The sequence below is a fragment of the Paraburkholderia silvatlantica genome, from assembly GCF_003096715.1.
GTDB lineage: Bacteria > Pseudomonadota > Gammaproteobacteria > Burkholderiales > Burkholderiaceae > Paraburkholderia > Paraburkholderia silvatlantica.
The window spans coordinates 54,244-76,689 of sequence record NZ_QEOL01000005.1 but is presented as its reverse complement, the minus strand read 5'-3'; the positions used below and the strand labels follow the sequence as shown (position 1 = coordinate 76,689).

19 protein-coding genes are annotated in these 22,446 nt (G+C 67.0%); 6 read left to right on the top strand and 13 right to left on the bottom strand.

What is annotated here, in order from left to right; genetic code table 11:
• Positions 1-3: 3 nt before the first annotated feature.
• Positions 4-1,977 carry an SMP-30/gluconolactonase/LRE family protein gene (locus tag C7411_RS08490; RefSeq protein ID WP_110383379.1) on the bottom strand — a complete coding sequence of 658 codons (1,974 nt, stop codon included), beginning with the start codon at positions 1,975-1,977 and terminating at the stop codon, positions 4-6.
• On the opposite strand from C7411_RS08490, the gene C7411_RS08485 reads away from it, so the two are divergent.
• A complete protein-coding gene (locus C7411_RS08485; RefSeq protein ID WP_110383378.1) occupies positions 1,976-2,245 on the top strand; it encodes a hypothetical protein in 270 nt (89 codons plus the stop codon). The genes C7411_RS08490 and C7411_RS08485 overlap by 2 nt on opposite strands.
• 7 nt (positions 2,246-2,252) lie before the next feature.
• On the opposite strand, the gene C7411_RS08480 is transcribed toward C7411_RS08485, so the two are convergent.
• Together C7411_RS08480 and C7411_RS08475 are read right to left on the bottom strand one after the other, a co-directional pair.
• Positions 2,253-2,459, bottom strand: coding sequence for a YbdD/YjiX family protein (locus tag C7411_RS08480; RefSeq protein WP_042268548.1), 207 nt, complete (start codon positions 2,457-2,459; stop codon positions 2,253-2,255).
• Positions 2,460-2,485: 26 nt separating this feature from the next.
• Positions 2,486-4,573, bottom strand: a complete 2,088-nt coding sequence (locus C7411_RS08475) for a carbon starvation CstA family protein (protein ID WP_110383377.1) — start codon at positions 4,571-4,573, stop codon at positions 2,486-2,488.
• A 338-nt stretch (positions 4,574-4,911) separates the two neighbouring features.
• Between C7411_RS08475 and C7411_RS08470 the strand changes: the two genes are divergently transcribed.
• Positions 4,912-6,396 (top strand): cache domain-containing protein, encoded by a 1,485-nt coding sequence (locus C7411_RS08470; RefSeq protein WP_110383376.1) that lies wholly within the window; start codon positions 4,912-4,914, stop codon positions 6,394-6,396.
• 2 nt (positions 6,397-6,398) lie between these two features.
• On the top strand, positions 6,399-7,064 hold the full coding sequence (locus C7411_RS08465) for a response regulator (RefSeq protein WP_110383618.1): 666 nt from the start codon (positions 6,399-6,401) through the stop codon (positions 7,062-7,064).
• An 82-nt stretch (positions 7,065-7,146) separates the two neighbouring features.
• Here the strand turns inward: C7411_RS08465 and C7411_RS08460 are convergent, their stop codons facing one another.
• Positions 7,147-7,755, bottom strand: coding sequence for an MlaC/ttg2D family ABC transporter substrate-binding protein (locus tag C7411_RS08460; protein ID WP_042268551.1), 609 nt, complete (start codon positions 7,753-7,755; stop codon positions 7,147-7,149).
• Positions 7,756-7,996: 241 nt separating this feature from the next.
• On the opposite strand from C7411_RS08460, the gene hpnN reads away from it, so the two are divergent.
• Together hpnN and C7411_RS08450 are read left to right on the top strand one after the other, a co-directional pair.
• Positions 7,997-10,624 carry a hopanoid transporter HpnN gene (gene hpnN / locus C7411_RS08455; protein ID WP_110383375.1) on the top strand — a complete coding sequence of 876 codons (2,628 nt, stop codon included), beginning with the start codon at positions 7,997-7,999 and terminating at the stop codon, positions 10,622-10,624.
• Positions 10,621-11,661: an MlaA family lipoprotein gene (locus C7411_RS08450; RefSeq protein ID WP_243413092.1), complete on the top strand. Its 1,041-nt coding sequence runs from the start codon at positions 10,621-10,623 to the stop codon at positions 11,659-11,661. Before hpnN ends, C7411_RS08450 begins: the two co-directional genes overlap by 4 nt.
• 106 nt (positions 11,662-11,767) lie before the next feature.
• Here the strand turns inward: C7411_RS08450 and C7411_RS08445 are convergent, their stop codons facing one another.
• The 9 genes from C7411_RS08445 to C7411_RS36955 all read right to left on the bottom strand — a co-directional run bounded on the left by C7411_RS08445 (position 11,768) and on the right by C7411_RS36955 (position 20,032).
• Entirely contained in the window at positions 11,768-12,253 is a 486-nt protein-coding gene (locus C7411_RS08445; protein ID WP_110383374.1) for an acyl-CoA thioesterase, read from the bottom strand.
• A gap of 118 nt (positions 12,254-12,371) precedes the next feature.
• On the bottom strand, positions 12,372-13,037 hold the full coding sequence (locus C7411_RS08440) for a phosphorylase (protein WP_165822774.1): 666 nt from the start codon (positions 13,035-13,037) through the stop codon (positions 12,372-12,374).
• 53 nt (positions 13,038-13,090) lie between these two features.
• Positions 13,091-15,109: a squalene--hopene cyclase gene (gene shc, locus C7411_RS08435; protein ID WP_110383373.1), complete on the bottom strand. Its 2,019-nt coding sequence runs from the start codon at positions 15,107-15,109 to the stop codon at positions 13,091-13,093.
• Positions 15,106-16,374, bottom strand: a complete 1,269-nt coding sequence (gene hpnE, locus C7411_RS08430; RefSeq protein WP_110383372.1) for a hydroxysqualene dehydroxylase HpnE — start codon at positions 16,372-16,374, stop codon at positions 15,106-15,108. The genes shc and hpnE overlap by 4 nt, the downstream gene beginning before the upstream one ends.
• Positions 16,374-17,225 (bottom strand): presqualene diphosphate synthase HpnD, encoded by an 852-nt coding sequence (hpnD, locus tag C7411_RS08425; protein WP_110383371.1) that lies wholly within the window; start codon positions 17,223-17,225, stop codon positions 16,374-16,376. Before hpnD ends, hpnE begins: the two co-directional genes overlap by 1 nt.
• A 298-nt stretch (positions 17,226-17,523) precedes the next feature.
• Positions 17,524-18,468: a sensor domain-containing diguanylate cyclase gene (locus C7411_RS08420; RefSeq protein ID WP_110383370.1), complete on the bottom strand. Its 945-nt coding sequence runs from the start codon at positions 18,466-18,468 to the stop codon at positions 17,524-17,526.
• Positions 18,465-19,088 carry a chemotaxis protein CheC gene (locus C7411_RS08415; RefSeq protein WP_110383369.1) on the bottom strand — a complete coding sequence of 208 codons (624 nt, stop codon included), beginning with the start codon at positions 19,086-19,088 and terminating at the stop codon, positions 18,465-18,467. The genes C7411_RS08420 and C7411_RS08415 overlap by 4 nt, the downstream gene beginning before the upstream one ends.
• Positions 19,081-19,449, bottom strand: a complete 369-nt coding sequence (locus C7411_RS08410; protein ID WP_042271973.1) for a response regulator — start codon at positions 19,447-19,449, stop codon at positions 19,081-19,083. Before C7411_RS08410 ends, C7411_RS08415 begins: the two co-directional genes overlap by 8 nt.
• Before the next feature lie 391 nt (positions 19,450-19,840).
• Positions 19,841-20,032 (bottom strand): hypothetical protein, encoded by a 192-nt coding sequence (locus tag C7411_RS36955; RefSeq protein WP_133253625.1) that lies wholly within the window; start codon positions 20,030-20,032, stop codon positions 19,841-19,843.
• A 27-nt stretch (positions 20,033-20,059) separates the two neighbouring features.
• Between C7411_RS36955 and C7411_RS08405 the strand changes: the two genes are divergently transcribed.
• Complete coding sequence (locus C7411_RS08405; RefSeq protein ID WP_110383615.1) at positions 20,060-22,339, top strand: hybrid sensor histidine kinase/response regulator; 2,280 nt, start codon at positions 20,060-20,062, stop codon at positions 22,337-22,339.
• Positions 22,340-22,446: the final 107 nt, after the last annotated feature.

Genomic DNA, 22,446 nt, shown 5'->3' with positions numbered 1-22,446 from the left:
TCGTCACTTCGCGCTGAACGGCGACACCGTTGCATTCGCGGTGGCCGCGCCCGCCACCGCCGGCGTCCACCGGTACACCACCGCGCTCGCAGCGTTGTAATTATCCTTGGTCACGACATACTCGCCCGTCGAGCGCAGATACGCGCGCAGGCCGTACATCGAATCCACGTCGTTGCCCACGTACACCGCGTTCGAATTGCTATTGACGAGCGTCGTGTCGAGCGCGCCCGTGGTGAGGTTGAACGCATCGATGTTCGGCACGGTATGCACGTAGCCGACGAACAGATAGTTTCCAGCGGCCGCAATCGATTTGGGATTCGCGCTCGTGAGCGTGATCACCGGATCCGGCGCGCTCGTATTGCCCGCGAGCCAGCCGTGATACACCTCGACGCGCGTGCCGACCGCCGTCCAGTCGGTGATGCTCGCGTCTTCTCCCGTGAGGATCATCGTGTCGCTTTCGGGCAGGTAGACGATGCGTGTGAGCCGCGAGATCGTGGCGGGAATCGGCGTGGTGACCGCGGCGCCCCATAGCGGCTTGCCGGTCGAGTCGAAGCCGGTCAGCGGGTAGTGGGAAATGACGTTGGTCTTGTCGATGCCGGCCCACAGGTCGCCCTTGCTGTCGAGACAAAAGCCGTTGCGCACCGGGGCCGACGTATTGAACGCCGTCCCCGGCAGCGTGTAATCCGGAATGGCGATATAGCCACTCGCGGCGTTGAAGTGGAAGAAGTAGAACGTATCGGGATTCTGGCCCGCAGCCACGAGAATGCGCTTGCCGCCCACGCTCGCCACCTGCGCGAAATGCTCGCCGCGCGCGGTGTCGGCGAGATTGATGCGCGGATCGGACGGATACGTGATCGGGTCGATGGTGTTGGCCACGAAGGTGCCGCCGGCCGTGCCCGAATAAAGGTTCATGCCGCCGTAGAACAGCGCGCCATCGGTGGCCGGATCCGGCGCCGCGTTGCCTTCGAAGTTGAGCGACTGAAGCTTCCAGCGCAGCGCGCCGGTACCGTCGTAAGCCTGCAGATCGGTGCCGCCGTTGCGGCCGAGGTCCCACGAGCCGCCCCACGGATTGTTCAGCACGTACAGCGTGCCCGCGGCATCCTTGCCGATGCCGACCACGCGCGTAAAGCGCTTGTCGCCCACCTGCCCCTTGATGCCCGTGGTCGTGTCGAGATAACCGCCCAGGACGCCGAACGTGCCGGTTTGAGACGGCGTGCCCGCTACGCTGAAGGTCTTGATGTTCATGTCGGGGCCCGAGTCGCCGATCATCAATTGCGAGGTCTGCGAATCGAAATACAGCGACGACGGGCGCGCCGTGGACGCCAGCTGGATGGTGTTCAGGAGCTGACCGCCGGCGCCGAATTCGAGCACGGCGCCCGCGCTTTTCTGGGCGACCCAGAGGTTGCCGCTCGCGTCGAGCGTCAGCGCGCCCGGGGCCGCCACGCCGATATCGCGTTGCCAGGCGCCGTCCGTGGTGTACACGCGCACGCGGTTGCCGGGGAAATCGCTCACGTAGAGCAGCGAGCCGGAAGTCGCGAGTCCGGTGATGACATCGGCGAGCTTTTCGGTCGTATCGGCGCTCACGGGGATCAGCAGGTCGCGCGCGCCGCTCGTGCGGTTGTAGCGCCCGACGTTGCCGCTGCCATACGCGGCGTTGTACTGCATGGCGACGAATAGCGAAGTCGCGTTGCCCGTGATCGCGCCGCCCTGGAAGTCTCCATGCCCGCCGATCGAGCCGAGGCTCTGGCCGTTCTGGTAAATCGCCACGCCGCCTTCGTTTTCATCCCACATCGACGACGTATAGACGACGCCTTCGGGCGCGACCCACATCGAGCGGGCCACATTGCCGACGTGCGTCGCGTTGGTGCCGTAGGTGTTCGCAATCCAGTCGGTGGAGTATTGCGCTTCGCAAACGGGTGAAACCGTTGCGGTGAGAGCGGCCGCCAGCCATGCTGCGCCGAGTCGATGCAAGATCATGAACGATTATTTGATGCGTACACCTTACGGTGCACCGGTTGAAGATGCCGTGTTGCCCGTGTGGCAAACGCGCGGTCCGGTTCCCGACGATTCGAATCCGCGCGCGCCGGCATGCATCGAATTGGTGTGGAACTTCGTCAAAGTTAACGGCAGCCGCAGTGCGAGAATTGAGTGCTTTTTGAGCGAACGCCGAGCCGCGAAGTTTACAGGCGTAAAAAAAGCGCGACGGCCTTCGCCGTCGCGCCTCGTGCCGAGCGTATCCGCCTAGCGGAGAATCAGCAACACTTTCCTGCGCCCGACCCGTAGCGGGCGTTTTGCCGCTCGCGGAAAAACGCCTCGTAAGTCATGACCGGGCGGTCGGGATGCATCGCGCGCGCATGCGCGACGTAGCCCTCGTAGTCCGGCAAACCAACCATCAAACGCATGGCCTGACCGAGATAGCGCCCGGCCGTCTGTACGTTGTCGCGAAGTCCCGAGAACATGGTGTGCTCCATTCAGTCACGCCGGTTCAATGCACGCGATGCGTCACGGCCGCCACACCGCCCGCCGGCATCGCCTGATACGGCGTTTCCTGCACGGTCGGACGGTCGATGCGGCGCGCACGCGCAATCGCGATCAGGCCGTACACCACAATGCTCACCACCACGAAGATGAACAGGCCCGAGAGCGCGGCATCGACGTAGTCGTTGAACACCATGCGCTGCATCTGCTCGAGCGACTTGGCGGGCGCGACGATCTTGCCATCGGCGATCGCCGCCGAGAGCTTCTGTGCGTGCGCGACGAAGCTCACCTTCGGGTTGCCGTCGAAAATCTTCTGCCAGCCGGCCGTGAGCGTGCAGATGAGGAGCCACACCGTGGGCAGCGCCGTGACCCACGCGAACTTCTCGCGCTTCATCTTGAAGAGAACGACCGTGGCGAGCATGAGCGCGATACCGGCGAGCATCTGGTTCGAGATACCGAAGAGCGGCCACAGCGTATTGATGCCGCCAAGCGGATCGACCACGCCCTGGTAGAGGAAATAGCCCCACGCGGCCACGCACAAGGCCGTGGCGATCAGGTTGGCCGGCAGCGACTCCGTGCGCTTGAGCGACGGGTGGAACGTGCCGAGCAGGTCTTGCAGCATGAAGCGGCCCGCGCGCGTGCCCGCGTCGACGGCGGTCAGGATGAAGAGCGCCTCGAAGAGGATGGCGAAGTGATACCAGAACGCCATCATCACCTCGCCGCCCACCACCTGGTGCAGGATCTGCGCCATGCCCACGGCCAGCGTCGGTGCGCCGCCGGCGCGCGCGACGATGGTCGTTTCGCCAACGGCCTGCGCGGTGTGCGTGAGCATGTCCGGCGTCAGCACGAAACCCCAGTGGCCCACCGTTGCCGCGACGGCATCCGGCGTCGTGCCGAGCACGGCGAGCGGTGCGTTCATCGCGAAGTACACGCCCGGCTCGATCACCGAGGCCGCCACGAGCGCCATGATCGCGACGAACGACTCCATCAGCATCGCGCCGTAACCGATGAAGCGCGCGTTGGTTTCGTTATCGAGCAGCTTGGGCGTCGTGCCCGACGAGATCAGCGCATGGAAGCCCGACACCGAACCGCACGCGATCGTGATGAAGAGGAACGGGAACAGGTTGCCCGACCAGACCGGACCCGTGCCGTCGATGAACTTCGTGAAGGCCGGCATCTTCAGTTCCGGCGCAACGATCAGAATGCCGATCGCGAGCGCGAGAATCGTGCCGATCTTGAGGAACGTCGAGAGGTAGTCGCGCGGCGCGAGCAGCAGCCACACCGGCAGGACCGAAGCGACGAAGCCATAGCCGATCAGAATCCAGGTGAGCTGCGTGCCCGTGAACGTGAACCAGGCCGCAAGCGTGGGCGAATCGTGCACGTGCTGGCCGAAGGCGATGGAAGCCATCAGCAGGACGAAGCCGATGATCGAGATCTCGCCGATCCTGCCCGGGCGGATGTAGCGCACGTAGAGGCCCATGAAGATCGCGATGGGAATCGTCGCGGCCACCGTGAACGTGCCCCACGGCGAGTTCGTGAGCGCCTTCACCACGATCAGCGCGAGCACCGCGAGGATGATGATCATGATGAGGAAGGTGCCGAACAGCGCGATCACGCCGGGCACCGGGCCGAGTTCCATCTTCACGAGGTCGCCGAGCGAGCGGCCGTCGCGGCGCGTGGAGAGGAACAGCACGACGAAGTCCTGCACGGCGCCCGCGAACACCACGCCCGCGAGAATCCACAGCATGCCGGGCATGTAGCCCATCTGCGCGGCCAGCACCGGGCCCACGAGCGGACCCGCGCCCGCGATCGCCGCGAAGTGATGGCCGAACAGCACGTACTTGTTGGTGGGCACGAAGTCGAGCCCGTCGTTGTGCCGCACGGCCGGCGTCATGCGCAGGCCGTCCAGCTGCAGGACCGTGCCCGCGATGAAGCGGCTATAGAAGCGATACGCGATCAGATAGACGCACACGGCGCAGATCACGATCCACAGTGCGCTGATGCGCTCGCCGTGCGCGAGCGCGATGGTGCCGAACGCGAACGCGCCAAGCAGCGCGACCAGCGTCCAGACGACAAAACTGGATGTCCGACTCATGCGGTGTCTCCATTGTGTTTTTAGCTTTGTGCCGGCATCGGAACCGGACCCTGGCGCACCGTCCCCAGCATCGTGGCGATGGCGGCGCATGCATGACGCAATGCGCCATGTCGTGGGCGGTAGTATTCGCTTTCGGACCGTCAGCCACAACCGGACAACTACGTAAGCGAACTACGTATAACTACGTAGAGAAGACAACGTGTCGTTGCGTACGCAACGATATTCGCAGCCGCCGGGCAACGCGCCGCGTAAGGGCACCGTCTCGCGCGGCGCACGATTTTGGCGCCTGCGCCGCCCGCGCCCGGTTATGCTTGCAGACTCAGCTTCCGAACACCGTCATGCCCGCCCCATTTTTCTTCGCAGACCGCCGCCTGAAGACGAAAATCTTCCTGCTTGCGGTCGTGCCGTTCCTCGCCGCCATTGCCGGCATCGGGATCGGCGTGCGCCAGCAGGCCACGCAACTCGCACAAACGCAGCACGCGACCATGCAGAGCGCCTATCTGTCGAGCAAGGAGATCGAGCTGCGCCATTACGTGGAGCTGGCCACGAGCGCCATCGCACCGCTCTACGCGCCCGAGGACAACGCGAGCGCCGCGTTGCCCGCGCCCGGGAGCGAAGCCGACCGCCAGCTGGCCGCACTAGCCGTGCTGCAGAAGATGGACTTCGGCCCCGACGGCTATTTCTTCGTCTACGACATGCACGGGCGCTCGCTCATGCATCCGCGCGAGCCCGCGCTCGTCGGCCAGGATCTCTGGAACCTGCGCGACCCGCACGGCGCGCTCACGATCCAGCAACTGATTGCCGCAGCCCGGCGCGGCGGCGGCTACGTGCGCTATATGTGGCACCGGCCGTCCACGGGCAAGCTCGCGCCCAAGCTCGGCTACGTCGTGCCGCTGCCGCGCTGGGGCTGGATGATCGGCACCGGCATCTATCTCGACGACGTCGATTCGACGCTCGCGCACATCGACGAGCGCGCCTCCGCGAATATCGAGCACACCATTCAGTGGCTCGGCGTGATCGCACTCGCGGGCGTGCTCGTGATCGCGCTCGGCGCGCTCGTGCTCAACGTGAGTGAGCACCGCAGCACCGATGCCAAACTCAAGCGCCTCGCGCAGCAGGTGGTCGAGTCGCAGGAGCAGGAGCGGGCGCGGCTCTCGCGCGAACTGCACGACGGCATCAGCCAGATGCTCGTATCGGTGAAGCTGCTGCTGGAGTCGGCGCTGGCGCGCTTCGAGCGCGGCGAAACGCGCGTGCCTGCCGCCGAAGCGTCGCTCGCCACCGGCCTCTCACGTCTTTCCGACACGCTGCGCGAAGTGCGCAGCATCTCGCACGCACTGCGCCCCTCGATGCTCGACGACCTGGGCCTTGCAGCCGCGCTGGAGCAGCTCACGCGCGAGATGGCCGGGCAAACGGGCATCGAGATCGCTTTCACGCAAACCGCGCCAAAGCCGGCGAGCGCAAAGGCGCAAGTCCCCGCGCTGCCGGACGCCGTCAACACCGTACTCTTTCGCATCGCGCAGGAAGCGCTCACCAACATCGTGCGGCATGCGCAAGCGGCGCGCGCCGCGCTCACGCTCGAGGTCGCCGCGAGCGGCGTGACACTCGGCATTGCCGATAACGGCCGCGGCTTCGACGTGGCACACGCGCTGGCCGACCCGCGCGCGGGTCTGGGCCTGCGCAACATGCGCGAGCGCCTGGAGTCGCTCGGCGGCCGTCTCGACATCGCCTCGCAGCCCGGCCACACGCTCGTCACTGCGTGGGTGCCTATTGCGTCCAGCGCAGCATCCAAAGCCGCCGCCGCCGTACCAGGAACGCCGACATGACGATGACGAATGCAAACGTGAACGATTCGACCGGCCCAGGCGCGGGGCCCGCGCGCCTCGTCCTGGTGGACGATCATCCGCTCGTGCGCGACGGCCTGCGCGCACGGCTCGAAGCCGTGCCGGGCTTCGAGGTGGCAGGCGAAGCCGGCAACGCCGACGAGGCCATCGCGCTCGCAGCGTCGCTCGAACCCGATCTCGTGCTGATGGACGTGGGCATGGCCGGCGTGAACGGCATCGCGCTCGCGGGTATTTTCCACGAGCGCTTTCCGGCCATCCGCGTGTTGATGCTGTCGATGCACGACAACGTCGAATACGTGACCGAGGCGGTGCGCGCGGGCGCGAGCGGCTATGTGCTCAAGGATTCGCCGGCCACCGAAATCATCCGCGCGATCGAAGCGGTGCTGGCCGGCCGCACGTATTTCAGCGCGGGGTTGAGTGCGCGCATGATCCAGGCGTCGGCGCGCAGCACGCCCGTCGAGCGTCTCACGCCGCGCGAACGGGACATTCTCGACGCGCTCGCACAAGGACTGTCGAGCAAGCAGATCGCGCAGCGCGAGGGACTTTCGGTGCGCACGGTGGAAACGCACCGGCTCAACCTCAAGCGCAAGCTGGAGATCGAAGGCCAGGCGGAGTTGATCAAGTTCGCGGTGGAGCACCGCAGAAAGTGAAACGGGCGCTCCGGATTACCCGGAGCGCCCGTCAGGCACACAATGCGTGTGCATCCACCGATCGACGAACGACGTGCGGCGCTCAGCCGCGCGCGTTGTGGTCGACGAGGAACTTGATGAGCCCGTCGATGCCGCCCTTGGCGATCTGGTCGGCGAATTGCGTCTGGTAGACCTGGATCAGCCAGGCGCCCATCATGTTGATGTCGTAGATCTTCCACCCGTTGGGCGTTTGCGCGAGGCGGTAGTCGATGGCGTCGTCGCCGCCGTTGCTGATCACATGCGACTGCACCACCGTGTCTTTCGCGCCGGCACCCGTGTTCGAGGGTGCGAACTTGAAAGTCACCTGGGTATCGCGCAATTGCGAGAGCGACGAGGCGTACGTCTTCACGAGCAGGAGTTGAAATTGCTCATACAGCTTCTGCTGCTGTTCGGGCGTGGCCGTCGCCCAGGGCTTGCCAACGGCGATACGCGTGGTGCGCTTGAAGTCGGTGGCGGGAACGAAATGGGTCTCGACCACCTGGGTGATCTTGTTCATGTCGCCGCCGCGCGCCTGCGGGTCGGCCTGCATCGCCTTCACGGTGCCTTCCACGGCGGCCTTGACGACGGCGTCCGGCGTGGTCTGCGCGAACGCGGCGCCCGATACGCCCGTAAAACAGGCGGCGACGAAAAATGCGGTCAGGTAACGTTTCATACGCTCTTCTGGAACAGTGAAATTCAGACGCCGGTACAGTGCGACTCAGTGCGTGCGGTTAAATGCAAGCGCAATCACGTAACCTTCGCGCCGCCGGCTGAGCCAGTATAACGGCTTGGCAGATGCGCTGCCGGGGCGCCGCCTCGAGCCAGGTGTGCATGACCCGCGCCGGGACGGGCGGGGCCGGTATACTTGTGCGTTTCGCGTCAAAGAACCTAATTGACAGGGCCCCCTCGCCTGTATGCTGAAGCCATTCATCATTAGCCTCGTCGCCTGGTCGGTGCGCCGCGCGGCGTGGGTGATCGCACTTGCGGTCGTGCTTGCCGTGCTCTCCGGCGTGTACGTTGCGAGGCATTTCAAGATCAACACCGACGTCAGCGGTCTCGTCGAGAACACGGCCGAATGGGCCGCGTTGAGCGACGCCAAGGACAAGGCGTTCCCGCAGCGCGCGAGCTCGCTGCTCGTCGTCGTCGAGGCCGACGCGCCCGAGCTCGCCGACGCCGCCGCCGACAAGCTCGCGCAAGCGCTCCAGGCCGACTCGCGCGAATTCAGCGCCGTCTCGCAGCCCGCGGGCGGCCCGTTCTTCCAGCACAACGGCCTGCTCTTTCCGTCCACGGCCACCGTGCTCTCGACCACGGGCCAGCTCGTGCAGGCGCGCCCGCTCGTGAACCAGCTCGCGAAGGACCCGAGCCTCGCGGGTCTGGCCGGCACGCTCACGACCACGTTGCAGCTGCCGCTCACGATCGGCCAGATCAAGCTGCCGCAAATGGCGAATCTGCTCGGCAGCGCCGCCACCGTCGTCGACGAGGTACTCGCCGGCAAGCCCGCGGCGTTCTCGTGGCGCGCGCTCGTCGACAAGGACTCGGCCGCGAAGCCCGCGTTCGCGTTCGTCACCGTGCAGCCGGTGCTCAACTTCGCCGCGCTCAAGGCGGGCGCGAACGCGTCTGAAGCGATCCGCGCGACCGCCGCCTCGCTGCATCTCGACAGCGAATTCGGCGCGCGCGTGCGCCTTACGGGCGAACAGCCGCTCGCCGACGACGAGTTCGCCTCGGTGCAGGACGGCGCCGCGCTCAACGGCGCGATCACGCTCGTCGTCGTGCTCGCCATCCTGTGGCTCGCGCTGCGCTCGGGCAAGCTGATCGGCGCGACGCTCATCACGCTCGTGATCGGTCTCGTCATCACGGCCGCGCTCGGCCTCATGATGATCGGCTCGTTCAACATGCTCTCGGTCGCCTTCATGGTGCTGTTCGTGGGGCTAGGAGTCGATTTCGGCGTGCAGTTCGGCGTGAAGTATCGCGAGGAGCGCTATCAGGACGAGCGGCTCGACGCCGCGCTCCTCAAGACCGCGCGCACCATCGGCGTGCCGCTCACGCTTGCGGCCATCGCCGTGGCCGAAAGTTTCTTTTCCTTCCTGCCGACCGCATACAGGGGCCTCTCGGAACTCGGGCAGATCGCGGGCGTGGGCATGTTCGTGGCGTACGTCTGCAACATGACGGTGCTGCCGGCGCTCATCCGCGTGTTCAATCCCAGCGGCGAGCGCGCCTCGCCGGGCTTCGCGTTCCTCGCGCCCGTCGACAGATGGCTCGCCGGGCATCGCAAGCCCGTGCTGATCACCACGCTCATCATCGTGGTGGGCGCGACACCCTTGTTGCTGCATCTGCGCTTCGACTTCAATCCGCTGCACCTCAAGGATCCGCATACCGAGTCGATGGCGACGCTGCTCGCGCTCAAGAATTCGCCCGTCATCTCGATCAACGACGTGAGCGTGCTCGCGCCGTCGCTCGAAGAAGCCGACAAGATCGCCGCGCGGCTCTCGAAGCTGCCGGAAGTGGCGCGCGCCACCACGCTCAGTTCGCTCATTCCCGACGATCAGCAGCAAAAGCTCATGCTGATCTCGAGCGCCGCGCAGCAGCTTCTGCCCGCGCTCACGCAGCAACCGTCCTCGCCCGTGACCGACGAAGTACGTGTGCAGACGCTCAAGCGCGCGGCCAACCAGCTTTCGCTCGCCGCAAGCGACCATCCGGGACCGGGCGCGGCCGAGGCGAAGCATCTGTCCGACTCGCTCACGAAACTCGCGAACGCCAGCCCGGCCACGCGCGATCGCGCGGAAACCGCCTTCAGCCTCACGCTCAAGCTCGCCTTCGCGCAGCTCGCGCGCCTGTTGCAGCCCTCGGAAATCACGCGTGAAAACCTGCCGCCCGAGATGGTGCGCGACTGGGTGGCGCCGACCGGCCAGGCGATCGTGGACGTCGCGCCGCGCGTGCCGCCGGGCGTCGATCCCAACGATGACGTGATGCTCGCGCGCTTCGCGCACGCGGTGAAAGCGGCGGAGCCGAACGCGATCGGCGGCCCGATTTCGATCCTGCACTCGGCGAATGTGATCATCCTCGCGTTCCTCCAGGCAGCGGGATGGTCCGTGCTGCTCATCACGGCCCTCCTCTGGATCACGCTGCGCAATTTCGGCGACGTGCTGCGCACGCTCATTCCTCTGCTGGTTTCGGCGCTCGTCACGCTCGAACTGTGCGTCGTCTTTGGAATTCAGCTAAATTTCGCCAACATCATCGCGCTTCCCCTGATGCTCGGCGTCGGCGTCGCGTTCAAAATCTATTTCGTGATGGCTTGGCGTGCCGGGCAGACCGGCCTGCTGCATTCGAGCCTCACACACGCGGTGCTTTTTTCCGCCGCGACCACGGCCACGGCGTTCGGGAGCCTGTGGCTATCGCATCATCCGGGCACGTCGAGCATGGGCAAGCTGCTCGCGCTGTCCTTGTTCTGTACGCTCATCGGCGCCGTGGTGTTCCAGCCGGTGCTGATGGGCAAGCCGCGCGCAAAACGCGCGAGATCGGAAATTCAGGGGATCGATCAATGAAGAAGAATCAAGCCGCGCTCACCATGGCGGCGGCGAGCCTGGCGCTCCTCGTGACGTCGGGTTGCGCCACGGGCCCCGACCGCAAACCGGGCGATCCGTTCGAGCCCGCGAATCGCGCGATTTTCACGTTCAACGACAAACTCGACACCTACATCGCGCAGCCCGTCGCCAAGGGCTACCAAAAGGTGACGCCTCAGCCGCTGCGTCAGGCGATCACGAACTTCTTCTCGAACATCGGAGACGTCGACAACTTCGCGAACAACGTGCTGCAACTGAAGATCACCGACGCCGTCCAGGATTTGATGCGTATCGCGATGAACACGACCTTCGGTCTGGGCGGCCTGATCGACTTCGCAACGGCGGCGGGGCTGCCCAAGCATCATCAGGACTTCGGCCTCACGATGGGCCACTACGGCATGCCGGCCGGCCCGTATCTCGTGCTGCCGCTGTTCGGACCCAGCTCGGTGCGCGACGGCATCGGCATGGCCGTGGACGTGAAGTTCAACGTCATCAACTATTTCGAGCCGGCGGTGCGCAACCCGATGTATCTCGCGCAGTTCATCAGCGCGCGCGCGGATCTGCTCGGCGCAACCGACCTGCTCAAGCAGGCCGCGCTCGACCCGTATTCGTTCGTGCGCGACGCCTACCGCCAGCAGCGCGAATCGCTGATTCGCGGCTCGCGTGGCAACAATGCGCCGCTGCCCAATTACGGCGAGCCGGACGGCGAGGCAACCCCGAACGAAAACGGGGCACCCAATTACGAAGATCCGGGCGAATCGGGCGGTGCGGGCGCACCGGCCCCCGGCGCATCGAACAATGGTCTGCCGAATTACGAGGATCCAGGCGAGGGGAGCGCGGCGGGGGCTGCCGGGGCTGCCGCCACGAGCGGCGCGGCGGCCACGGGTGCGGCCGCGGCGGGCGCGGGCCCGGGTGCGGCTGCGGCGGCCGGCACGGCGGGTGTCCCGGCGCCAGCGGCTTCCGCACCGGCGGCGTCGGGTGTGAAGGCGGCGCCTGCGAAGCCGGCATCGGCGCCCTGAACCCGATATCGCGGCTCGCCCGTCTGTGGGCGAGCCGCGTATCAACGCGAAAAAACCCGGCAACCTTTCCAGGTTGCCGGGTTTTTTATGCTTCCATTCTCGCCGCTCAATGCACCGAAGCGTCCTCGCTCCCGGCCTGGCGCTGAGCCTCGTTCGCCGCCGCCAGCGCCGTGGCGTCCGCCGCCGTCTGCACGGTCTGGCGATAGCGCTCGTAGGCTTCGTCGGCGTAGCGGATGCGTTCGCGGCCGTGCGGGACGGGCACGCCGTCGGCGCCCAGGTTCACGAACACCATCTTTTCGATCGTCAGGATGCTCTTGCGCGTGATCTTGTTGCGCACTTCGGCGCGCAGCGTGATCGACGTCCGGCCGAAGTCCGTGGCCTTTATGCCGAGCTCGATGATGTCGCCCTGACGCGCCGAACTCACGAAGTTGATCTCCGACATGAACTTGGTCACCACGCGCTGGTTGTCGAGCTGGCAGATCGCGTAGATCGCCGCTTCTTCGTCGATCCAGCGCAGCAGGCTGCCGCCGAACAGCGTGCCGTTCGGATTCAGGTCTTCAGGCTTGACCCACTTGCGAGTATGAAAATTCATGGCTGATAACTCCCCGAGATGTGATTTGTCCCCAGCTCGCGAGAGCGAACCTGGGGTTAACACCGAGATGTTATCAGAGATAGGGGTTTACCCTAGGTATTTCAATAATCCGCCAAGGTCATTTGGGGAAAAAGGCGCCGGTGGCCGTCAGCACCTGCCGCGCGGCGCTTAGCGACTGGCGCGCCGCCTTCGCGTCCGCCGCCACGCGCAGCAGGCCGCCCAGTTGCGCCGGGTCGCGCGCCAGTTCGCGCAGGACCGGGAGCACCGCCGTCGTGCCGTCGTCGCGCAAGCCGGCCATGGCCGCTTTCGGCAGGCTGCGCCACGCCGGGTCGACGATCGCGCGGCACACGGCGAACGGCACGCCGTGCGCGGCCGCCGCAGCTGCGGCCAGATGCGATTCCATGTCGACGGCGAGCGCCCCGCACGCGCTGAACAACGCTGCCTTGTCCGCTGCGCCGGTGAGCGGCGCGGCAACGGCTGCCTCCACGCCGCGCCGCGTTTTCGCGGCGAGCGGCGAGGCCATCAGCGCGTCGGCCATGCGCGCGCTCCAGTCGGCGTCGGCCTCGACGCGCCCGAACGGCCCTTCGATCGCTTGTGCGATCACCAGGGTGCCCGGCTCGAGATCGGGCGCAAGACCGCCCGCCGTGCCGAAGCTCACGATGCCCGCCGCGCCGTCCTTGAGCGCCGCCGCGAGCGCGCTCTGCAGCAGGTCGGCGCGCGCGGCGTAGACGGCGCGCACGCCGTCCTGGCCCTTGCCCGCGGCAATGCCCGCCTCGAAGGCCATGCCCGTCACTGCGATCACGGGCAGGGCGCGCGCCTTGACGCCAGCCGCCACGCTCACAGACCGACCGTGACGCGCGTCACGCCCGCGCGCTTGAGGTTGCGGTAGCGCGCAAGCGCCCACAGCGGGAAGAACTTGCGATAACCGTGGTAACGCAGATAGAACACGCGCGGAAAACCCGTGGCCGTGAAGCGCGTTTCGTCCCAGAGGCCGTGTTCCTGCTGCGTTTTCTGGAGATACGCGATGCCGCGTGCAACCGCCGGATGATCGACCGCGCCCGCGGCCATCAGGCCGAGCAGCGCCCAGGCCGTTTGCGATGCGGTGCTGGCGGCGCGCTCGTAGCCGCGGTATTCGAGCTTGTAGCTCGTGCCGTCTTCGCCCCAGCCGCCATCGTCGTTCTGGATCTGCTCGAGCCATTGCACCGCGCGCTTCATGCGCGGGTCGTCGTGATCGAGACCGGCCGCGTTGAGCGCGCACAGCGCCGTCCACGTGCCGTAGATGTAGTTCATGCCCCAGCGGCCGTACCAGCTGCCATCGGCTTCCTGCTCCTCGAGCAGGTAGTGGTACGCGCGGCGCGCATGCTCGCTCGTGGCCGGCAGTTCGCCGAGCTGCGCGAGCATCGACAGGCAGCGGCCCGAGACGTCTGCGGTCGGCGGATCGAGCAGTGCGCCGTGGTCCGAGAACGGGATGTTGTTCAGGTAGTACTGCGTGTTCTCCGGCTCGAACGCGCCCCAGCCGCCGTTGCTGCTTTGCATGCCGACCACCCATTCGCGCGCGCGCTCGATCGGGGCGTCGTAGGCCTTCGTGTTGTCGAGCTTGTCCACGCGGTCCATCGCGGCCACGACCACGGCCGTGTCGTCGACATCGGGGTAGTGCGGGTTCGCGTACTGGAACGCCCAGCCGCCGGGGCGAACCGCCTCGCGGCGCGAGATCCAGTCGCCGCGCACGTCGAGAATCTGCAGCGGACGCAGCCATTCGAGGCCGCGGCGCGCGGCTTCCCCGGCGCGGGCGTCACCGGTCTCCAGCAGGGCGTGCGCCGCCAGCGACGTGTCCCACACGGGCGACAGGCAGGGCTGGACGTACGCTTCCTCCGCACGAACCGTCACCAGCTTTTCGAGCGACTGGCGCGCAATCGCGCGATGCGGATGATCGGCGGGATAGCCGAGCACGTCGTACATCATCACGGCGTTGGCCATGGCCGGGAAGATCGCGCCAAGGCCGTCCTCGCCGTTCAGGCGCTCGTCGACGAACGCCACTGCGGCGTCGATCGCGCGCTGGCGCAGATAGGTCGGAAAAAGCGGATCGGTCACGCGCAGCACGCCGTCCACGGCGCGGAAGAAGCCGAACCAGCCCTTGCTCTGATGCGGGGAGCGGGCGTTCAGGCCCACGCTCACCGGCGCGCCGCGGAACAGCTCGTCGATGCGCACGCCACGCGGGTTGCGCGCCACCGGACGCTTCGCGCCCAGCACGAGCAGCGGCACGATCACCGTGCGCGCCCAGTACGACACCTTCGAAAGATGGAACGGGAACCACTTCGGCAGCAACGTGATCTCGACGGGCATCATCGGGACTGCATACCACGTCACCACACCAAAGAGCGCGAGCAGGATGCGCGTGAACACGTTGACCTGCTCCGCGCCGCCCGCCGCGAGAATCGCCTCGCGCGCACGCACCATGTGCCCGGCGTCTTCGGCGTCGCCGATCATCTTGAGTGCGAAGTAAGCCTTCACGCTTGCGCTCACGTCCATCGCGCCGTCGGTGAAGAGCGGCCAGCCGCCGTCAGGCAGCTGGATGCGGCGCAGGTAGCGCGCAATCTTCTGTTCGAGCTCGAGGTTCGCGGTTTCGCCCAGGTAGTGCACGAGCAGCACGTATTCGGCCGGGATCGTGGCGTCCGCTTCGAGTTCGTAGACCCAATGGCCATCGGCGCGCTGGTCGGCGAGGATCGCATCGGTCGCGCGCGCGACGGCGGCGTCGAGCGTTGCGAGCGGTGCGGCCGTCTCTTCGGCAAACGTGGGAGTGGGCATCGCCACGGCCGGCGTAGCGACGCCGAGCGTGTCCTGGGATAAATCGTTCATCTACGTTCCAAATTTTCGGTCAGGAGCAGCTCGGCGGCCTTGCGGCCCGAGCGGATCGCTCCTTCGATCGTCGCGGGCAGACCGGTAGCCGTCCAGTCGCCAGCAAGCATCAGATTGTTCCAGCGCGTGCGCGCCGCGGGGCGGCGCCATTCCTCGTCGGGCACCGCGGCGAAGGTCGCGCGCGCATCGGCGCACACGCGCCAGGCGGGCAGCGGCTCGAGCGGCAGCGAGGCCGCCCCGGCTACGTCGGCCCATACGCGGCGCGCGATCTCCTCGGGATCGAGGTCGAGCACGCCGTGCGCGTCGTGGATCGTCGCCGAGAGCCGCCCTTCGGTCGTGCACAGCCAGTGGGCCGTGCCGTTGACGAGCGCCATCGGCGTCACGAGGCCTGACGGCGCCGGCACCGCGTAGTGCACCGTGACGATCGCATTGTGGCGCTGCGGCGCCTGCAGCGCCGGCACGAGCGCCGCGGCGGCCGCACCGGGCACGGCCAGCACCACCGCCTCGCCGGGAGCGAGCGTGATGCGCCCGTCCGGAAAATCGAGTGCGGCGACGCGGCCCGCCGCGTCGTCGTACACGATCTCCCTGAGCGGCGAGTCGAGGCGAATCGCCGCGCCGCCGTGCTGAAGCATGCGCAAGGCCGGATCGACGAACGCGCTGGAAAGGCCCGCGCGCGCCGCCAGCGGCCGGAACGAATCGCCGCCCGCCGCGAGCGACTCGCGCAGCATCGCGCCCGCCAGCTCCGCGCTGCCCACGCGCGGCTCGACATTGAGCGCCGTGAGAAAGAACGGGTGCAGCAGCCGGTCCCACAGCACGCCTTCGCAGCGCATGGTCTGCGCCATCGTGCGGCCCGGCTTGGCGAACAGGAGCGGCAGCAGCCCCAGATAGTCAGCGGCGCGCGTACCCGGCACGCGCGAGCGCGAGTCGCCGATCCAGAACGGCATGCGCGAACGCGAGAAGCGCACCGTCCAGCGCGAGCGCGCGGCGAGATCCATGAACGCGAAGCCAGGCTCCGCGGGGCCGGAGAGCGCGTCGCCGGCGCCGATCGTGCGCACGTATTCGAGCGTGCGCGCGTGTCCCGCCAGCACCAGATGATTGCCCGTATCGAGCGTCGCCGAGAGCGTGCGGTCGTAGTACGAGCGGCAGCGTCCCCCTGCCTGGCCGGCGGCCTCGTAGAGCGCCACCTGCACGCCGCGCCCCTGAAGCCGCACGGCCGTCGCGAGGCCCGCAAGCCCAGCGCCGATGACGTGGACTAGCCGAGGCATCAGAACAGCGCGTAACGCGCGACGATCCACATGAGCCGTGCGCGCGGCTTGCTGACTTTCGTGCGCGGCAGGTCGAAGCCGCGATCCACGGTGCGCTCGAGCAGCACCCGGTAGACGCCCGACATGATGCGCGGCGCTTTCACCTGCGCGCGCGGCGCCGCGTCCATGATCGCGTCGGCCTGCGCGAAGTGTGCGCGGGCGCGCTGCACGAGCGTCTCGCACACACGCGGGAGCGACGGGTCGGCGGCGACCGTGTGCGGATTGCCCGCCGCGATCCCTTCGCGCGCGAGCAGCTCGCGCGGCAGATAGCAGCGGTTGATGTCCGCGTCTTCGTCAATGTCGCGCAGGATGTTGGTGAGCTGCAGCGCGCGCCCCAGATGGTGCGACAGCAACCGGCCCGGCTCCTCCTGCATCCCGAAAATCCTCACCGACAGCCGGCCTGCGGCACTCGCCACGCGATCGCAGTACAGGTCGAGCGTGTCCTCGTCGGGGGCGCAGATGTCCTCGGCGGCGTCCATGGCCATGCCGTCGATCATCGCGTGAAAATCTTCGCGCCGGAGCCCGAACGTATGGATGTGGCGCGTGAGCGCCGCGAGCGAGGCGCGCGGCGTGCCGGCATAACACGCGTCGATGTCGGCGCGCCATTGGTCGAGCCCTGCCTCACGCTCGGCGCGCGGCAGGTCGCTGTCCGCGATGTCGTCGACAGCGCGGCAGAAGGCGTAGACCTGATACATGGCGTCGCGCTGCGCAGGAGGCAGGATCCGCATCGCCAGATAAAACGAGCTGCCCGACGAAGCGGCGGCAGCGTCGGTTTGTTGTGTATCGTCCACGACGAGATTGGAAACAGCCAAGACGATCTCCGCTGGGGGCGCCCTCAACGGGCGTTCGACTCTATTCGGGCCCGCATTGCCGCGGGTCGCCCGCGCGCGCGGACACGCGCGAGGCACCCGACCCTGAAATTGCTCGCCAGGAGGCGTGCAAGGCCGGAAACGGCCAAAAGTATAGCAACCTTTGGGGCGGCCCGCGCAGGGCGGCCCGCGCAGGGCGCCCCGCGCAGAGGGACCGCAGCCGGGACAGGCGCGTGGCCGCTGGGCACGGGTACGATGAGGCAGATCGATGAAGCAGGGGCCGTCTGCGTCCCGGCAGGTATCAGGCGAGCGCGACCGAGCGGTTGCGCCCCTGGCGCTTCGCTGTGTACAGAGCGGCGTCCGCCTCATTGATCATGCCTTCGTAGTCGGGCGCACCCGCGCGCGCGGTGGAGGCGCCAACGCTGGCGGTCACCGGCACGATCACGCCCTGCACCTCGATCGGCTCGTCGCCGATCGTGCGGCGGATCTTCTCCGCGACGTAGAGCGCGTCGTCGAGCGGCGTGCACGGCAGGAGCAGCGCGAACTCCTCGCCGCCGAAGCGGCCAAACACGTCCTGCTTGCGCACCACGCCCGACACGCGCTGCGCCATCGAGCGCAGCACCGTGTCGCCGGCCACGTGGCCAAATTCGTCGTTGATGCGCTTGAAGTGGTCGAGGTCGAACAGCAGCATCGACAGCTCGCCGCCATAGCGCTGCCAGCGCAGGAATTCGTCGGCGAGGCGCGTTTCGAAAAAGCGCCGGTTCGCGATGCCGGTGAGGCCGTCGCGGTCGGCGTATTCGCGCAGCCTGGCCACGGCGTCCTCGCGCTCGCGCTGCATGACGCTCACGTGCGTGACATCCGAAATGGTCACGCACACGGCAACGACGTCGCGCCCGCGCATGAGCGGCATGAAGGTGCAGTCCTGCTGCATGTAGTCCACGCCGCCCGTGATCGGCCGGTCATGGTCGAACTGGAACAGATACGGGCGCTGCTCCCATGAGCTGAACGCGAAGCTGCCCAGCTGGAACACGCTTTCCACCTTGCGCGTGAGCCACGCGCGCGGCAGGTCGGGGAAGCGTTCGAAGATGGAGCGGCCGATCACGTCCTCGGCGGTCACGCCGCTGTGATCCTGCATGAAGCGGTTCCAGCTCAGCACGTTCATGTCGCGATCGACCACGAATATGCCGAAACCCACCCGTTCGACTACGAGGTCCGCTAGCGTTGGCAACCCGGCTGGCTCGTTCATAGGCTATGTAACAACGCGTCGATGGCCCGGCTCACGACATGGATCGACTCCTCGGCCATCAGCATGACGAGGTGGGCGCGAAAGCGCTGGTCTTCCAGCGCGAAATTGACTTCGACGAGCAGCGCGACGTCCCAGGCGAGCAGGCCCGGCTGGAACACCTCGTCGAGCATGATCGCCTCGCCGAGCAGGCCCGGCTGCGAAAACACGGGCATGCGCCCGAGCTGGTCGAGCATCGACGACACACACGCGCCTGTGAGCGCGTTGGCGACGTCGAACATCAGCTCTTCCTCGGTGAGGGCATCGTCGCCGATCGTCGCGTAAGGTCCGCCGACCAGGCTGCCAAGTTCGGCGATCTCCCCGCTGCGACAGATCACCAGCGCCTCGCCCTTGATCTCCGAGCGAAAGCCCTGGCGCACGGCCGCAACCGGGCCGTCGATACCGGTCATCTCGCGCAGCGCCGCCGCGGCCTCCGAGACGGCGACCACGCGCACGCGCGGCACCGACAGCTCGATGAAGGCGTTGAGCAGCCCCGACAGTCGCGTCGCGGCCTGCCCCATGCCGAGATTGGCGATCTCCTGCAGCGCGTCGCGCTGGAGTTCCGTGAACACTCGATCAGGCATACAACCCGTACTCCTTCAGGATGGGCAGCAGCGCCTCCTGGGTTACCGGCTTTGCGACGAACGCCGCAGCGCCCAGCGCGTGCACGCGCTCGCGGGCGCGAGGCTGGACGTCCGCAGAAACGACGATCACGAACGTATTCAGGTCTTCGTGCTGCAACGCCTCAAGGACCTGGAAGCCCGTCATGTCGGGCATCGTGAGGTCGAGGAACATCACAGCCGCGCGACCGGCGCGGTAGTGCGCAAGCGCTTCGTGTCCGTTCGACGCGTACGAAATCGCCACGTCCCAGTCCTCGGGCAGCGCCTTCGTGAGCACCTTGCGGGCTAACAGCGAGTCATCGGCGATCACGATGGGCAAGGACATGGATATGCTGAATGAGTGTGCGTTGGACGGAGTGCGTTTCGACGGATTAACGGCGGCGCGGGCAATTACTTTAGGGGAAACTTCAAAGAAAATTGCGAGCTGGCCGAATCATTCGTGACGCGTGAACGGACCCGCGCGCCGGCGCAAGGCGCATGGCCGCGCCGTTGCCCAATGGCTGCCGGCAACCCATGCGCCGGTTGTGAAGGCGCTCGTCTGCATGCCTGCAGCCACCCCGAAGCATGGCCATGTCCCGTGACGGCGGGCATGGCGTTCATGCGAATGCGTTATTTGTCGTGTCCGCGATTCTCGAATCAATTTGAATCAAATGCAACTCGCCGTTAATCGATCAACGAACAAAATCGACTCACTTTTAACAATTTATGGGAATGAATTAATCATCCCCCAAATAAAGAACGTCGATTATCCCTTTGTGGTACGTTTGCGCTTCACCGATTTTCGCGAATTCGGCATTCAGCGAGAGGAAAACCCCTGGGCGGCCTGCCTGCCGGCGATGCTTGCGGCGCACGCGGCATGCGCTAGCCGACGGGGCGTCATCGCGGTCGTTTATCATGTCGGCTGCCACGCCGCCTTTTCCCTGCTTTTCCGTACGATGATTGCTGACCGGCCCGAACGGCCAGACGAACGCACCCCCCTGCCGCCCCCCGCCGACGACGCGCCGTTTCCGGCCGCGCCGGGCCACGACTTCACGGTGCGCCGGCGCACGCTGCTGGCGCTGCTCGCCGCTGCGATCGTTCTGCCGTGCATCTACGTCGCCGCCATGGCGTACAACGACTTGCGCGCGCGCGAGGCCGACGCCACCGACACCACGCTGCGCACCGTGCGCGTGGCCGAGGAGCACGCGCTCAAGGTGTTCGACATGAACGAGGCGCTTGACGCGCGCGTGGTCGACCTCGTGCGCGACCTGAACGACGACGGCATCCGCGCCAGCGAGCCGCAGATCCACCAGAAACTCGATGCGATCGGCGGCGGATATCCGCAGGTGGCCGCGGTATCGATTTTCGGGACGGATGGCGACCTGCTCGCGAGCAGCCGCTATTCGCCGCCGCCGCCAATGTCGATCGCCGCCCGCGACGACTTCACCGGTATTCGCGACGGCCGCGTGCTCGATCACGTCTCGCGCGTGATGCAGGGCCAGGTGAGCGGCGAGACCGTGTTCAACATGGGCGTGGCGCGCCTGAACAACGCCGGCGCGTTCGCGGGTCTCGTCTCCGTCGCCTTGCGCCCCGGCTATTTCAGCGCGTTCTACCGCGACCTGCTCGGCCCCGGCTCGCCGATGTCGCTCGGCCTCATGCGCAGCGACGGCACGATCCTCGCCTTCGATCCTCCGCCGCGCGCCGCCGCCACGGTCATCACGCCTCACTCGCCGCTTGGCGCCGCGCTTCAGCGCGGCACCGAGTCCGGCGTCGTGCGCATGCATTCCGCGCTGCTCGGCAGCAACGTGATCCTCGCGTTCCGGCGCGTGGGCGCGTACCCCGTCTACGTGACCTGCGCGTATCGCACGCCGGAGATCTGGGCGGCCTGGTACCGGCACCTTAGCGTGCTCATCATCTCGATGTTCACGCCTTCGATCGCCCTCTGGTGCGTGATCTGGCTGTCGCTGCGGCGCCTCGCCGCCGAAGAGGAGGCGTGGGAGCGCTGGCAGGCCGAGGCTTCGATGCGCCGCTCGATCGAATCCGCGTATCGGCAGTCGCGCAAGATGGAAGCGCTCGGCAACCTCGTGGGCAGCGTCGCGCACGACTTCAACAACCTGCTGATGATCGTCTCGGCCAACGTGCAGATCGTGCGGCGGCGCGGCGCCGCGGGCTTCGAGCGCGAGCTGTCGGCGGTCGAGCGCGCGCTCAAGAGCGGCCAGTCGCTCACGCGCCAGTTGCTCGGCGTGGCGCGCAAGCAGCCGCTGCGCAACGAGACGATCCACGTCGGGCGCTGGCTGCCGGCGGCCCGCGAACTGCTGCGCGCGTCGCTCGGCGCGAAGGTGTCGCTCGTCGTCGAAGTCGACGACGATGTGTGGTCCGTTCTCGTCGACGTGGCCGAATTCGAGCTCGCGCTCATCAATCTCGCCGTGAACGCGCGCGACGCGATGCCCAACGGCGGCCGCTTCACGGTACGCGCGCGCAACATCCGATTCCGGTCAGACGAAGGCTTCCCGCTCGACGGCGACTTCGTGCACGTCTGCCTCGAAGACACGGGCACAGGCATGCCGCCTGACGTGCTCGCGCGCGCGTTTGAGCCGCTCTACACGACCAAGTCGAAGGGCACGGGCACCGGCCTCGGGCTGCCGCAGGTATTTGCGTTCTGCGAGCGCACCGGCGGACTCGCCGCGATCGACAGTGCGATCGGCGCGGGCACGACGGTGCATCTGTATCTGCCGCGCTCGCTCGCCGAGCCGCCCGCGCCGCGTCCGAGCGAGCCACGCGAGGAGCGCGCCCAGGCGCAGCACGGGCTGAACGTGCTGCTCGTGGAGGACAACGACGAAGTCGCGGCCGGCACCGAGGCGCTCCTGCAGATGATGGGCCACCGAGTGACCTGCGCGAGCGACGCGGCAAGCGCGCTGGAACGGGTCGAAGCGCCGCGTGCCGAGGGCGAGCCCACGCCGCGCTTCGATCTTGTGCTTTCCGACATCCACATGCCGGGCACGATGAACGGCATCGATCTGGCCGAGGCCCTGCAGGAACTCGAGCCGGAGCTGCCCGTGATCCTCGTGACGGGCTACGCCGAGGAACTCGAGCGCACGCGCAATGCCGATGTGCGAGTGCTATCGAAGCCGTTCGACATCGCGCTGCTGGAGAAAATGCTCGAAGCGATTCGCGAGGACCGCGAAGCGCGTGCGAAACGCGAGCACGACGCGACGCTCCCGAGCCCGCGTGCATGACCGGCCGCGAGTGGCACGCCTCGCGGCACGGGGCTTGCGGCAGACCGCACGACCCGCAGAATCAGGCGGTTAGACGTCGCACACAGCATGCACGAGCCACGCACAAT

Excerpts from the sequence above, each read along its gene's own strand:
- C7411_RS08415 (WP_110383369.1), bottom strand. The coding sequence starts at position 19,088 with ATGCCTGATCGAGTGTTCACGGAACTCCAGCGCGACGCGCTGCAGGAG.
- C7411_RS08405 (WP_110383615.1), top strand. The coding sequence starts at position 20,060 with ATGATTGCTGACCGGCCCGAACGGCCAGACGAACGCACCCCCCTGCCG.
- C7411_RS08445 (WP_110383374.1), bottom strand. The coding sequence starts at position 12,253 with ATGAATTTTCATACTCGCAAGTGGGTCAAGCCTGAAGACCTGAATCCG.
- C7411_RS08450 (WP_243413092.1), top strand. The coding sequence starts at position 10,621 with ATGAAGAAGAATCAAGCCGCGCTCACCATGGCGGCGGCGAGCCTGGCG.
- hpnE (WP_110383372.1), bottom strand. The coding sequence starts at position 16,374 with ATGCCTCGGCTAGTCCACGTCATCGGCGCTGGGCTTGCGGGCCTCGCG.
- C7411_RS08465 (WP_110383618.1), top strand. The coding sequence starts at position 6,399 with ATGACGAATGCAAACGTGAACGATTCGACCGGCCCAGGCGCGGGGCCC.
- hpnN (WP_110383375.1), top strand. The coding sequence starts at position 7,997 with ATGCTGAAGCCATTCATCATTAGCCTCGTCGCCTGGTCGGTGCGCCGC.
- C7411_RS08475 (WP_110383377.1), bottom strand. The coding sequence starts at position 4,573 with ATGAGTCGGACATCCAGTTTTGTCGTCTGGACGCTGGTCGCGCTGCTT.
- C7411_RS08480 (WP_042268548.1), bottom strand. The coding sequence starts at position 2,459 with ATGTTCTCGGGACTTCGCGACAACGTACAGACGGCCGGGCGCTATCTC.
- C7411_RS08440 (WP_165822774.1), bottom strand. The coding sequence starts at position 13,037 with ATGGCCTTCGAGGCGGGCATTGCCGCGGGCAAGGGCCAGGACGGCGTG.
- shc (WP_110383373.1), bottom strand. The coding sequence starts at position 15,109 with ATGAACGATTTATCCCAGGACACGCTCGGCGTCGCTACGCCGGCCGTG.
- C7411_RS08470 (WP_110383376.1), top strand. The coding sequence starts at position 4,912 with ATGCCCGCCCCATTTTTCTTCGCAGACCGCCGCCTGAAGACGAAAATC.
- C7411_RS08490 (WP_110383379.1), bottom strand. The coding sequence starts at position 1,977 with ATGATCTTGCATCGACTCGGCGCAGCATGGCTGGCGGCCGCTCTCACC.
- C7411_RS08410 (WP_042271973.1), bottom strand. The coding sequence starts at position 19,449 with ATGTCCTTGCCCATCGTGATCGCCGATGACTCGCTGTTAGCCCGCAAG.
- C7411_RS08460 (WP_042268551.1), bottom strand. The coding sequence starts at position 7,755 with ATGAAACGTTACCTGACCGCATTTTTCGTCGCCGCCTGTTTTACGGGC.
- C7411_RS08485 (WP_110383378.1), top strand. The coding sequence starts at position 1,976 with ATGAACGATTATTTGATGCGTACACCTTACGGTGCACCGGTTGAAGAT.
- C7411_RS08420 (WP_110383370.1), bottom strand. The coding sequence starts at position 18,468 with ATGAACGAGCCAGCCGGGTTGCCAACGCTAGCGGACCTCGTAGTCGAA.